The organism is Pantoea sp. JZ2 (assembly GCF_035191405.1).
Lineage (GTDB): Bacteria > Pseudomonadota > Gammaproteobacteria > Enterobacterales > Enterobacteriaceae > Pantoea > Pantoea stewartii.
Genome location: NZ_CP045247.1, coordinates 3654872 through 3668518 on the forward strand (window position 1 = coordinate 3654872; position 13647 = coordinate 3668518).

Genomic DNA, 13647 nt, shown 5'->3' on the forward strand with positions numbered 1-13647 from the left:
AACGCGCAGCAAGTTATATCAAGCCTTATATGCCGAAACAACGGTAATCCTCTTATAACATCGCTTCAGCAGCCACCTAAATTAGCGGGACAAAAAAAAGCTGGCAAGCACCAATTGGTGTTGCCAGCGCGGCTTTTTAACGCTTTATGCCATTAATCACTATTTTGCGGTTGCTACCTGCATACCGTAAGGCGCGTTTTCCAGTGCCAGGTTCAGCACTTCCTCAATACGCTTGACCGGATGAATTTCCAGATCGGCAATCACGTTCTGAGGAATTTCTTCCAGATCGCGTTTGTTTTCGTCCGGGATCAGCACCACTTTAATACCACCGCGGTGTGCCGCCAGCAGCTTCTCTTTCAGCCCGCCGATAGGCAGGACCTGACCACGCAGGGTGATCTCGCCGGTCATCGCGACGTTTGAACGCACCGGGTTACCGGTCAGGCAGGACACCAGGGCAGTACACATGGCAATACCGGCACTGGGACCATCTTTCGGCGTCGCGCCTTCCGGTACGTGCACATGGATATCGCGTTTTTCATAGAAATCGCCATTGATACCCAGTTTTTCCGCCCGGGCGCGGACGACAGTCAGCGCGGCCTGAATGGATTCCTGCATGACTTCGCCCAGCGAACCGGTATAAGTCAGCTTGCCTTTGCCCGGTACACAGGCGGTTTCAATGGTCAGCAAATCGCCACCCACTTCCGTCCATGCCAGACCTGTTACCTGACCCACGCGGTTTTCGCTGTCGGCGCGGCCATAGTCAAAACGCTGCACCCCAAGGAAATCCTTCAGGTTTTCACCATTAATGGTGATGTGCTTTTTGGTTTTGTCCATCAGCAGCGTTTTCACTGCTTTACGGCACAGCTTGGACAGTTCACGTTCCAGGCTACGCACACCAGCTTCACGCGTGTAGTAACGGATGATGCCGATGATAGCGCTGTCTTCGACGGTGATCTCAGACGACTTCAGGGCGTTACGCTCAATCTGCTTCGGCAGGAGATGCTGCTTGGCGATATTGAGTTTTTCGTCCTCGGTATAGCCAGAAAGACGAATCACTTCCATACGATCCAGCAGTGGAGCCGGAATGTTCATGGAGTTCGACGTCGCCACAAACATCACATCAGACAGATCGTAATCGACTTCCAGATAGTGATCGTTAAAGGCGATGTTCTGTTCAGGATCCAGCACTTCCAGCAGCGCTGAGGCCGGATCGCCGCGCATATCCGACGACATTTTGTCGATTTCATCCAACAGGAACAGCGGGTTTTTCACGCCGACTTTCGCCATCTTCTGAATCAACTTGCCCGGCATAGAGCCAATATAGGTACGGCGATGACCGCGAATTTCCGCTTCATCCCGCACGCCGCCGAGGGCCATGCGTACATACTTACGCCCGGTTGCTTTCGCAATAGACTGACCCAGCGAGGTTTTACCCACGCCCGGCGGTCCCACCAGACACAGAATCGGCCCTTTAATTTTGCTGACGCGACTTTGCACCGCAAGGTACTCAAGGATGCGGTCTTTGACGCGTTCCAGGCCATAATGGTCGGTATCCAGCGTTTCCTGGGCTTTGCGCAGATCTTTCTTCACTTTGCTGCGCGCATTCCACGGAACCTGAACCATCCAGTCGATATAGCCGCGCACCACGGTCGCCTCGGCAGACATCGGCGACATCATTTTCAGCTTCTGCAGTTCTGCTTCAGCTTTCTCACGCGCTTCCTGCGGCATTTTGGCCGCATCGATTTTACGTTTTAACGCTTCGTACTCGTCAGGCGTATCATCCATCTCGCCCAGCTCTTTCTGAATGGCCTTCATCTGCTCATTCAGGTAGTACTCACGCTGGCTCTTTTCCATCTGCTTTTTGACGCGATTGCGAATGCGTTTCTCAACCTGCAGCAGATCGATTTCAGATTCCATCATGGCCATCAGATATTCCAGACGTTCATTGACGTCTGACATCTCCAGCACTGACTGTTTATCCGCGAGTTTTAATGGCATGTGCGCCGCCACCGTATCCGCCAGGCGCGCCGCATCATCAATATTGTTCAGTGACGTTAAGACCTCAGGCGGGATCTTTTTATTCAGTTTGATATAGCCTTCAAACTGATTGATCGCCGTGCGCACCAGCACTTCCTGCTCGCGCTCTTCAATCTCCGGAGAGACCAGATATTCCGCCTGGGCGACAAAATGGTCACCGTTGTCAGCCAGCGTAGTGATATTGGCACGCTGTAAACCTTCAACCAGCACTTTTACCGTTCCGTCTGGCAGTTTTAACATCTGCAGTACGGAGGCAATGGTACCCACTGAAAAAAGATCGTTTATGCCAGGTTCATCCGTTGAAGCCTCTTTCTGTGCGACCAGCATGATCTTTTTATCATGATCCATTGCGGCTTCGAGGCACCGAATTGATTTTTCCCGGCCAACAAACAACGGAATTACCATGTGCGGATAAACTACCACGTCGCGCAACGGCAGGACGGGGATTTCAATGCGTTCAGAACGCTCAGGATTCATAGAGCTCTCTCTTAGTTTAGTGTCCGCAAGGTGATGGGTACCGCATCAGGCAGGTGTGCGGTCAAACCCACAGGTGTCTGAGTATATGGGGATGATTGTCAGACATTCAATGTCACAACGGTGAGAAATGCAAAAGGGGAAAGATTTTCCCCTTTATAGATGGCACAATGTGGACGATTTGTTTATTTATTCGCCAGAAGCCTGAGCTTCGTGCTTGCCATAAATCAGCATGGGTTCAGACTGACCTTCAATCACCGACTCATCAATCACCACTTTCTCGACATCTTCCATGGACGGCAGATCGTACATGGTTTCGAGCAGCGCGCCTTCCACGATAGAACGCAGACCGCGCGCACCGGTTTTACGTGACATCGCCTTTTTAGCAATCGCCGTCAGGGCTTCGTCACGGAACTCCAGCTCAACGCCTTCCAGGTTAAACAACGCCTGATACTGCTTGGTGAGTGCGTTTTTCGGCTCACGCAGAATCTGAATCAGCGCTTCCTCACTCAGTTCATTGAGCGTGGCTACCACAGGCAGACGGCCAATGAATTCTGGGATCAGGCCAAATTTGATCAGATCTTCCGGCTCACATTGCGCCAGTAACTCGCCTTCTGTTGCCTTCTGTGATTTACCTTTCACCGTTGCGCCAAAGCCAATGCCTGAACCGGTTTCAACGCGCTGCGAGATAACCTTATCCAGACCGGCGAAGGCGCCACCACAGATAAACAGAATCTTAGAGGTATCGACCTGCAAAAACTCCTGCTGCGGATGCTTACGGCCACCCTGCGGCGGCACGGCGGCGACGGTGCCTTCAATCAACTTCAGTAACGCCTGCTGCACACCCTCACCCGATACGTCGCGGGTGATCGATGGGTTGTCTGATTTACGTGAAATTTTATCGATTTCATCGATATAGACGATACCACGTTGGGCTTTCTGCACATCGTAGTCACATTTTTGCAGTAGCTTCTGGATGATATTTTCGACGTCTTCCCCCACATAACCGGCTTCGGTCAGCGTGGTTGCATCCGCCATGGTAAAAGGCACATCCAGTAAACGGGCCAGGGTTTCAGCCAGCAACGTTTTACCGCTACCGGTCGGACCGATCAGCAGAATGTTACTTTTGCCCAGTTCGATACCGTTGCTGGTATCCCCGTTGCGTAAACGTTTGTAGTGGTTGTACACCGCCACGGCCAGGACTTTTTTGGCCCGTTCCTGACCAATAACGTAATCGTCGAGGTGATGGCGGATCTCATGCGGCGTAGGCAGCGCACTACGTTCGCGATGCGGGGCAACCTCTTTAATCTCTTCGCGAATAATGTCGTTACACAGATCAACGCACTCATCGCAGATATACACTGACGGCCCGGCAATCAGCTTACGCACTTCATGCTGGCTTTTGCCGCAAAAAGAGCAGTACAGCAACTTTCCTGAACCGTCTTTGCGCTTATCTGTCATCAGTTAACCTCTTCTTGTTCTCAGGCCGTACCAGCCGTACAGCACTGGCCGTGGGTACACGGCCGATGTTCATTCAACCCGTCATTATCTTGTCCTGTTAACTATAGACCAGAGACAAGGTGAAGTTAGGGCTTATTGGCGATGCGTCAGGATTGAATCGACCAATCCATACTCTACCGCTTCGCTGGCGGAGAGGAAACGGTCACGCTCAGTGTCACGCTCAATTTCTTCCAGTGACTTACCGGTATGTTCCGCCATCAGCTCGTTCATGCGCTGCTTCACTTTCAAAATTTCACGCGCATGAATCTCAATGTCGGTCGCCTGTCCCTGATAGCCACCCAGCGGTTGGTGAATCATCACGCGTGAGTTTGGCAGGCAGAAACGCTTGCCTTTCGTCCCGGCTGTCAGCAGGAAAGCCCCCATTGAGCAGGCCTGGCCCATACAAATGGTGCTGACGTCAGGCTTGATAAACTTCATGGTGTCATAAATTGACATGCCAGCCGTAATGACGCCACCCGGTGAGTTGATATAAAGGTAAATATCTTTTTCCGGGTTCTCCGCTTCCAGAAACAGCATCTGGGCCACAATCAGGTTAGCCATGTGATCTTCTACCTGGCCGGTTAAGAAGATAACGCGCTCTTTAAGCAGACGGGAATAGATATCGTATGAACGCTCGCCGCGCGAGGTTTGCTCGACCACCATTGGCACCAACGCATTGTGCGGTGCAGTAAACTCACGATCGCCACTGTATGACATTACCGTCTCCTGGATAAATTTCATTGGCAACATTCTGTACCGATTTTACGTAAGACGAGCAACAAAAACTATGCTCTGCCTCTTACCGACAACATCAGGACGGTTAATCAGTCAGCCGAACTGTTTTTTGCATACTCCCTCTATCTTGGGATAGTGCTCAGTTGTTTCAAGCATAACAACCTTTTCATCAATCGCTAACCCGGAAAAAGCGATGCGTGAACAATTCGCCTAAAAATTAATCAAATAGCGACAGGCCCGTTGTCAGAAAGCGTATTACAGAAAAAAGCCCGCGACTTTTCAGGCGCGGGCTTTAGCACAAGGGGTTAAACGGACGATCAGGCCTGAGCGGTCTGATTCATCAGTTCCTGGAAGTTAGTTTCTTTTTCAGAAACTTTGGCTTTCGCCAGCACAGCTTCAACCGCCTGCTCTTCCAGCGCCACATTGCGCATGTTGTTCATCAGCTCGTTATTTTTGCTGTAGAACTCGATCACTTCCTGCGGATCTTCGTAAGCAGACGCCATTTCTTCGATCAGCACTTTAACGCGATCTTCATCGGCTTTCAGCTCGTGCGTGCGAATCACTTCGCCCAGCAGCAGACCGACCACAACGCGACGCTTCGCCTGCTCTTCGAACAGTTCGCGTGGCAGTTCCAGCGCTTGCTTCTCGTTACCACCAAAGCGTTGTGCAGCCTGACGACGCAGAACGTCGATTTCGCTGTCGATCAGCGCAGCAGGCACATCAATAGGGTTCGCTTCAACCAGACCGTCGATAGCCTGTGTCTTCACGCGGTTACGAATCGCGCCTTTCAGCTCACGTTCCATGTTCTTACGCACTTCCGCACGCAGGCCCGCAACCGAACCATCTTCCACGCCGAAACGCTTGATGAATTCTTCGGTCAGTTCTGGCAGTTCGCGCGTTTCCACTTTCTTCAGCACGATCTCGAACTTCGCGTCTTTCCCTTTCAGGTTTTCCGCGTGGTAGTCGTCAGGGAATTTCACGTCGATAGTGAAGGTTTCGCCTGCTTTGTGACCCACAACGCCTTCTTCAAAGCCTGGGATCATACGGCCCTGGCCCATGGCCAGAACGAAGTCAGATGCTTTACCGCCTTCGAATTCTTCGCCGTCAACAGAACCGGTGAAATCGAGGGTAGCGCGGTCTTCAGCACCCGCTGCAGCGTCGGTTTCAATCCAGTTAGCCTGCTGCTTGCGCAGCGTTTCCAGCATGGTATCGACATCGGCATCGGTCACTTCGACCTGAGGCTTTTCAACTTCGATGTTTTCCAGGCCTTTCAGCTCAACTTCTGGATACACTTCGAACTCAACCGCATAGGTGAAGTCCTGACCTTCTTTGTATTCGCCTGGCACATAGTTAGGCGCGCCAGCCGGATTGATCTTCTCTTTGATGATGGCGTCAACAAAGTTACGCGTCATCAGATCGCCCAGCACGTCCTGGCGCACAGAAGCACCGTAGCGCTGCGCGACGATGTTCATGGGCACTTTGCCTTTACGGAAACCATCGATACGGACTTTCTTCGCCACATCCACCAGTTCTTTTTTAACGGCGCTTTCGATGCTGTCAGCTGCGACAGTAATCGTAATGCGACGGCCCAGGCCCTGAGTGGTTTCTACAGAAACTTGCATCTTGTTACCTCAAAAAATCACGTGCTCGGTCAACTTCAGACACCACACATTAATTAATGCGCCGTATCTAACAACCGGGACGGCTTCCGTGAAGAGAACCTGATCCCTGTTACCAGAAGCGTCCCGAAGACATTCCGGAAAAATAGACGCAGCATTATAGCGGCATCACTGAGATGAGTCGAGGACGCTAAGTCACCACTTTTCAGGGAGTTTGCTGCTTTTTTGAGCCAGGTAACGCGTTTAGCAAGGATAAAACACAAAAACGGCCCGCAGGCCGTTTAAAAAGAGAGGGTGTTATGCGAGTGTGCCCGCACCGCGACAGTTCGGCGAAGCGAGTACCGTATCCTGCAATCCTTCCCACTCTTTCAGGGTATAAGTATGCAAGGCCAGTGCGTGAACACTTCCCGCCAGCTCAGCACTGAGTTCACCATAAATTGCGCGATGACGGGCGAGAAAACGCTGACCGGTAAAAACGTCGCTGACAATCACCACTTTGAAATGGCTTTCGGAACCGGCAGGCACATTGTGTCGGTAGCTTTCATCATGCACTTCCAGATGAGCCGGCTCAAAAGCCAGGCGCAGCTTCTCTTCTATCTGTTCTCGAATCATGGTTTTACCCTCAATGGCGAGCGCTGTGCCCCATCTGTTTAAATATTAGTCCGTTTTTGGCTGCGCAACGCGACAGCGGACGCAATATTATCACTCCGTCGCCCTCTTCGCTTGTGCCTTGTCAGGCGGGGAATATGAAAAGGTAGAGAGCAAGAAAAAGCGCCTTGCGTGGTTTACCTTGTGGCAAAGGGCTTTATTCACTGCACCGCTTTGCTATGATGGCCGCAGTTTTTGCACACCAACCCATGACACTAACGAGAAAGCGTATGTTGAAAAAACTGTTATTCCCGCTGCTGGCTGCTTTTATCCTGGCCGGTTGCGCTTCCAGCAACAACACATTGACCATTCAACCTAAGATTCAGCTGCCACAGCGCGATCCGAGCCTGATGGGCATTACGGTGAGTATCAACGGCGCCGATCAGCGTCGCGATCAGGCGCTGGCAAAAGTTAATCGCGATGGACAACTGGTCAGCCTGACCCCGTCGCGCGATCTGCGTTTCTTACTTCAGGAAGTGCTGGAGAAACAAATGACAGCGCGCGGCTATATGGTCGGTCCTTATGGCGCGGTTGATCTGCAAATCATCGTCAATAATCTGTATGCCGACGTCACCCAGGGTGATGTGCGTTACAGCATTACCACCAAGGCGGATATCTCTATCGTGGCGACCGCGAAAAATGGCAATAAACAGATTAAAAATTACCGCCAGACCTACAGCGTAGAAGGGGCTTTCAGCGCCACCAATCAGAAAATCACCAATGCGGTGAATTCTACGCTGAGCGACGTGATCGCCGATATGGCGCAGGACACCAGCGTCAACGACTTCATCAAACAAAACGCCCGTTAATCAGGTCTTTTGCCCGGCACCCGGCCGGGCACTTTTCAAGGTCAGTATGAATCACTACTTCCGTGTCTTCCGCCAAAAAAATGCAGCCATTTTACTCCTTCTGGGATTCGCATCAGGTTTGCCTCTGGCCTTAACCAGCGGGACGCTGCAGGCGTGGATGACGGTTGATAATATCGATTTGAAAACCATCGGATTCTTTTCACTGGTGGGCCAGGCCTATGTGTTTAAGTTTCTCTGGTCCCCCATGATGGATCGCTTCACGCCGCCGCTTCTCGGTCGGCGCAGAGGCTGGTTGCTCATTACGCAACTGGCACTGGTGGCCAGCATTGTGGCAATGGGCTTTTTGCAGCCCAGCCGGGATTTAACCCTGATGGCGGCACTGGCGGTACTGATTGCATTCTGTTCTGCGTCACAGGATATCGTCTTCGATGCCTGGAAAACGGATGTGTTGCCGCCGGAAGAACGCGGAAGTGGCGCTGCCATCACGGTGTTAGGCTATCGCCTGGCAATGTTGATATCGGGCGGTCTGGCGCTGTGGCTGGCCGATCGCTATCTCGGCTGGGAGGCGACTTACTGGCTCATGGCCCTGCTCCTGCTGCCCTGCCTTATCGCAACCTGTCTTGCCAAAGAGCCGGACAACGCGCAGGCCGCGCCGCGTACGCTACGTCAGGCGGTTGTCGATCCTCTGCACGATTTTTTTAATCGCAACAACGCCTGGCTGCTGATCACGCTCATCATTCTTTACAAGCTCGGCGATGCATTTGCCGCCTCTCTCACCACCACCTTTTTGATTCGCGGCGTGGGATTTAATCCGGGCGACGTCGGGCTGGTAAACAAAACGCTGGGCTTGCTGGCAACCATCATTGGCGCGCTTTATGGCGGCATGCTGATGCAGCGTCTGAGCCTGTTTCGCGCGTTAATGATTTTTGGCCTGCTCCAGGCGGTGTCGAATTTCGGCTACTGGCTGCTGGCGGTCACCGACAAACACCTCTGGAGCATGGCGAGCGCGGTCTTTATTGAGAACCTGTGTGGCGGAATGGGAACCGCTGCGTTTGTCGCGCTGCTGATGACGCTGTGTAATAAGTCCTTCTCGGCGACGCAGTTCGCCCTGCTGTCTGCGCTTTCAGCGGTAGGCCGGGTTTACGTGGGACCTGCAGCCGGTTATCTGGTCGAGATCTGGGGCTGGCCAACGTTCTACGCCTTTACCGTTTTCGCCGGTCTGCCGGGCCTGGCCCTGCTGGCTTTTTGTCGCGGTATACTGGACTTTACCCAAAAAACTGGCCAGTTTTTGCCGCGCCGCCATTTTTCCGCAGGCTACCGCTGGACGAAACGGCTGTTTGCAGGCGGATGCGGGTTACTGGCGCTATGGCTTCTGTCGCTGGCGCTGAATGCAACGGGTATGCTCACGCTTTCGGCGTGGCTGGCTCCGCTGTTTGAAGCCGGTATGGCGCTGGCGCTTTGCGGTGTGCTGTCCGGTGTGGTGCTGGATTATCGCGCATTGAGAAAGGCCGGGAATTGACCTTTTGCCTCATAATCGCCCAGTCGCAGGTGCCATTTCAGCCAATTGGTTAAGCGCACCTAATTTGTCTTTGCGTGTCAATTTACAAAAAATATTTTTATCATGTGCGCGCTTCGGGCAAGATATTTAAATCCGGTACGCAATTAATTAAGTTAAAAATTAGAGAAAAAATGATGCAATATTGTTAAATAATTGAGTATTAAAAGTCAGGGTTATTCCTTTCCTACTTTTGTTTAACCCCGCATCCATCTCTTTTTGTTATATTACTGCCAACTGCTTGTCCACGTTAATAATTTGTCACCGAGAACAACATCTGTGACACCCTTAGCAAAAGGTGTCAACATGGTTCTGACACATCCTTAAGCTGGTTTACACTGCATAAACCTTCCCGTAAAATGCGCGCACACTTAAACGACAATAGAGCCCTTTGTCATTGAGGTCGTTAAATGAGACTCAGTAAATACAATAAAAGTTTGGGGATTTTGTCATTAATCGCAGGCACTTTATTAATGAGTGGCTGCGATAATGCATTGTTAAATCCCAAAGGACAGATTGCGCTGGAGCAACGTTCGCTGATACTGACCGCTTTTGGTCTGATGATGATCGTCGTGATTCCTGCAGTCTTAATGGCCGTCGTGTTTGCCTGGAAATATCGGGCGTCGAACACGAATGCTAAGTACAGTCCTAACTGGTCACACTCCAATAAAGTGGAAGCTGTGGTCTGGACCATTCCGATCCTGATCATCGTTTTCCTTGGTGTACTGACCTGGAAATCAACCCATGCGCTGGAGCCAAGCAAACCCCTGGCCTCTGACGTGAAACCGGTTGAAATTGACGTCGTTGCTCTGGACTGGAAATGGTTATTCATTTATCCAGAACAAGGTATTGCGACAGTTAACCAGATTGCCTTCCCGGCAAACACTCCGGTTAACTTCAAAATCACCTCCAACTCCGTCATGAACTCCTTCTTTATTCCTACGCTCGGTAGCCAGATCTACGCGATGGCGGGCATGCAGACCAAACTGCACCTGATTGCCAACGAGCCAGGAACTTTCGACGGTATTTCCGCCAACTTCAGTGGTCGCGGTTTCTCTGGCATGAAGTTCAAAGCCATTGCAACCAAAGACGATGCGGAGTTCCAGCAGTGGGTTGCCAAAGTAAAAGCGGCACCTAACACGCTGATGACGATGGATGATTTCGAGAAAGTGGCTGTGCCAAGCGAAAATCACCCGGTGGAATATTTCTCTTCAGCTAATCCTGAACTGTTCTTGCAGGTCATTAACAAGTTCATGAATAGCCACGGGAAAATGGACATGTCTGAACACAAAGGCATGGACATGAGTCACACCGCTACCGCGGGAGCCGAGGAATAATACGATGTTCGGAAAATTAACTCTGGATGCAGTGCCCTACCATGAACCGATTATCATGGTTACGGTTGCCGGCATCATCATTGCAGGTCTGGCGATCGTCTCTGCCATCACCTACTTTGGTAAGTGGAAATATCTGTGGTCTGAATGGCTGACGTCAATCGACCATAAAAAACTGGGTATCATGTATATCATCATGGCGTTCGTCATGCTGCTGCGCGGCTTTGCTGACGCCGTGATGATGCGTACCCAACAGGTTCTGGCTTCCTCCGGGGAAGCAGGCATATTGCCCCCTCATCACTACGACCAGATCTTTACCGCTCACGGCGTAATCATGATCTTCTTCGTGGCGATGCCATTCGTGGTGGGCCTGATGAACATTGCCGTACCGTTGCAAATCGGTGCGCGTGACGTTGCCTTCCCGTTCCTGAACAACCTGAGCTTCTGGTTTACCGCAATCGGTGTAATTCTGGTTAACCTGTCTCTGGGTGTCGGCGAATTCGCGCAAACTGGCTGGCTGGCCTATCCACCGCTGTCGGGGGCAGAATACAGTCCCGGCGTGGGGGTGGATTACTGGATCTGGAGTCTCCAGCTTTCCGGTATTGGTACAACCCTGACCGGTATTAACTTCTTCGTGACCATTCTGAAGATGCGTGCGCCGGGCATGGACCTGTTCAAAATGCCCGTCTTTACCTGGGCTGCGCTGTGCACCAACGTCCTGATCATCGCTGCGTTCCCGGTTCTGACCGTGACTCTGGCGCTGTTGACACTTGATCGTTACCTCGACTTCCATTTCTTTACTAATGATATGGGCGGTAACATGATGATGTACGTCAACCTGATCTGGGTCTGGGGTCACCCAGAGGTGTACATTCTTGTTCTGCCGGTGTTTGGTGTCTTCTCTGAAGTTACGGCCACCTTCTCGAAAAAACGTCTGTTTGGTTATACCTCACTGGTCTGGGCGACCATCGCCATTACCGTGTTGTCGTTCATCGTCTGGCTGCACCACTTCTTCACCATGGGTGCCGGTGCCAACGTTAACGCCTTCTTCGGTATCATGACGATGATCATCGCGATTCCGACCGGGGTTAAAATCTTTAACTGGCTGTTCACCATGTATCAGGGTCGCATTCAGATGCACTCTGCGATGCTGTGGACCGTAGGCTTCCTGGTCACCTTCTCTGTGGGTGGTATGACCGGTGTTCTGCTGGCCGTTCCGGGCGCTGACTTTGTCCTGCACAACAGTCTGTTCCTGATTGCGCACTTCCATAACGTGATTATCGGTGGTGTGGTATTCGGTTGTATGGCGGGTGTGACCTACTGGTTCCCGAAAGCCTTCGGCTTTACCCTGAACGAAACCTGGGGCAAACGTGCTTTCTGGTTCTGGATCATCGGCTTCTTCGTTGCCTTTATGCCGCTGTACGCACTGGGCTTCATGGGAATGACCCGTCGTCTGAGCCAGGATATCGATCCTCAGTTCCACTCTCTGCTGGTTGTTGCAGCGGTAGGTGCGGGTCTGATTGCCTGCGGTATTATTTGTCAGCTGATCATGTTCTACGTGTCTGTACGTGACCGCGACCAGAACCGTGACCTGACTGGCGATCCGTGGGGTGGCCGTACGCTGGAGTGGGCAACCTCTTCACCACCGCCGTTCTATAACTTTGCTGTTATCCCGCATGTGCATGAGCGTGACGCTTTCTGGGAAATGAAAGAGAAAGGCGAAGCGTACAAGCAGCCGGCTAAATATGAAGAAATTCATATGCCGAAAAACAGCGGTGCTGCGATTGTTATTGCCGCGTTTGCGACCATCTTCGGTTTTGCGATGATCTGGCATATCTGGTGGCTGGCAGGTCTTACTTTCCTCGGCATGATCGTAAGCTGGATCGTGAAGAGCTTCGACGAAGACGTGGACTACTACGTCCCTGTTGCCGAAGTAGAGAAGATTGAAAAGCAGCACTTTGACGAAATCAGCAAAGCAGGTCTGAAATAATGTCAACTACCGTAAAACACCACCACGACGCCCATGCGGAGCATGGGCATCACGATGCAGGAGCCAATAAAGTCTTTGGCTTCTGGATCTACCTGATGAGTGACTGCATTATCTTTGCAACCCTGTTTGCGACCTATGCAGTTATGGTTAACAACACCGCCGGCGGCCCGGCAGGCAAAGATATCTTTGAACTGCCGTTCGTGCTGGTTGAAACCGCCCTGCTGTTATTAAGCTCCATCACCTACGGCATGGCTGTTATCGCCATGAACAAGGAAAACAAAGGCGCCGTTATCGGCTGGCTGGCGTTGACCTTCCTGTTTGGTGCGGGCTTTATCGGGATGGAAATCTATGAATTCCATCACCTGATTGCTGAAGGCTTCGGTCCAAACCGTAGTGGCTTCCTGTCCGGCTTCTTTACACTGGTCGGTACGCACGGTCTGCACGTGACCTCGGGTCTGATCTGGATGGCCGTGCTGATGTTCCAGATCGCGAAACGCGGTCTGAACGCCACTAACCGTACCCGTATCATGTGTCTGAGCCTGTTCTGGCACTTCCTGGACGTGGTTTGGATCTGCGTGTTTACCGTTGTTTATCTGATGGGAGCCATGTAATGAGTCATTCTGTTAACGAACATGGTGCATCACACGGTAGCGTGAAGTCTTACATGATCGGCTTCATCCTCTCTATCATCCTGACGGCAATCCCGTTCTGGATGGTAATGGATGGTAGTGCTTCTCATGGAACCATCCTCGGCGTTGTGCTGGTCTGTGCAGTCGTTCAGGTGCTGGTTCACCTGGTTTACTTCCTGCATCTGGACAGCAAATCTGAGGGCGGCTGGAACATGGTGGCCATTGTCTTCTCAGCAATCATTATCCTGATTGTTGTGGTTGGCTCACTGTGGATCATGTGGAACCTCAACTACAACATGATGCCCCACTAAAGAGTC

At 51.7% G+C, this 13647-nt stretch carries 11 protein-coding genes; 6 read left to right on the forward strand and 5 right to left on the reverse strand.

Annotation, left to right across the window (positions count from 1 at the left end):
• Nucleotides 1-159 precede the first annotated feature (159 nt).
• From lon to bolA, 5 genes are all read right to left on the reverse strand, one after another.
• The gene (gene lon, locus GC087_RS17775) at nt 160-2514 is read right to left on the reverse strand and encodes an endopeptidase La (RefSeq protein WP_033738666.1); all 2355 of its coding nucleotides are present in this window, start codon (nt 2512-2514) and stop codon (nt 160-162) included.
• A 186-nt stretch (nt 2515-2700) separates the two neighbouring features.
• Nucleotides 2701-3972, reverse strand: a complete 1272-nt coding sequence (clpX, locus tag GC087_RS17780) for an ATP-dependent protease ATP-binding subunit ClpX (RefSeq protein WP_033738665.1) — start codon at nt 3970-3972, stop codon at nt 2701-2703.
• Between the two features lie 132 nt (nt 3973-4104).
• Nucleotides 4105-4728, reverse strand: a complete 624-nt coding sequence (gene clpP / locus GC087_RS17785) for an ATP-dependent Clp endopeptidase proteolytic subunit ClpP (RefSeq protein ID WP_006117959.1) — start codon at nt 4726-4728, stop codon at nt 4105-4107.
• Between the two features lie 335 nt (nt 4729-5063).
• A complete protein-coding gene (tig, locus tag GC087_RS17790; protein ID WP_033738663.1) occupies nt 5064-6368 on the reverse strand; it encodes a trigger factor in 1305 nt (434 codons plus the stop codon).
• Between the two features lie 294 nt (nt 6369-6662).
• Nucleotides 6663-6977 carry a transcriptional regulator BolA gene (gene bolA, locus GC087_RS17795; RefSeq protein ID WP_006117961.1) on the reverse strand — a complete coding sequence of 105 codons (315 nt, stop codon included), beginning with the start codon at nt 6975-6977 and terminating at the stop codon, nt 6663-6665.
• Between the two features lie 266 nt (nt 6978-7243).
• On the opposite strand from bolA, the gene GC087_RS17800 reads away from it, so the two are divergent.
• From GC087_RS17800 to GC087_RS17825, 6 genes are all read left to right on the forward strand, one after another.
• Complete coding sequence (locus GC087_RS17800; protein ID WP_324028937.1) at nt 7244-7822, forward strand: lipoprotein; 579 nt, start codon at nt 7244-7246, stop codon at nt 7820-7822.
• Nucleotides 7823-7868: 46 nt separating this feature from the next.
• Nucleotides 7869-9341 carry a muropeptide MFS transporter AmpG gene (gene ampG, locus GC087_RS17805; protein ID WP_324028939.1) on the forward strand — a complete coding sequence of 491 codons (1473 nt, stop codon included), beginning with the start codon at nt 7869-7871 and terminating at the stop codon, nt 9339-9341.
• Nucleotides 9342-9787: 446 nt separating this feature from the next.
• Nucleotides 9788-10714 (forward strand): cytochrome o ubiquinol oxidase subunit II, encoded by a 927-nt coding sequence (gene cyoA / locus GC087_RS17810; RefSeq protein WP_033738657.1) that lies wholly within the window; start codon nt 9788-9790, stop codon nt 10712-10714.
• Nucleotides 10715-10718: 4 nt separating this feature from the next.
• A complete protein-coding gene (cyoB, locus tag GC087_RS17815; protein ID WP_033738655.1) occupies nt 10719-12701 on the forward strand; it encodes a cytochrome o ubiquinol oxidase subunit I in 1983 nt (660 codons plus the stop codon).
• Complete coding sequence (locus GC087_RS17820) at nt 12701-13312, forward strand: cytochrome o ubiquinol oxidase subunit III (RefSeq protein ID WP_006117966.1); 612 nt, start codon at nt 12701-12703, stop codon at nt 13310-13312. Before cyoB ends, GC087_RS17820 begins: the two co-directional genes overlap by 1 nt.
• Nucleotides 13312-13641, forward strand: a complete 330-nt coding sequence (locus GC087_RS17825) for a cytochrome o ubiquinol oxidase subunit IV (RefSeq protein WP_006117967.1) — start codon at nt 13312-13314, stop codon at nt 13639-13641. The genes GC087_RS17820 and GC087_RS17825 overlap by 1 nt, the downstream gene beginning before the upstream one ends.
• Nucleotides 13642-13647: the final 6 nt, after the last annotated feature.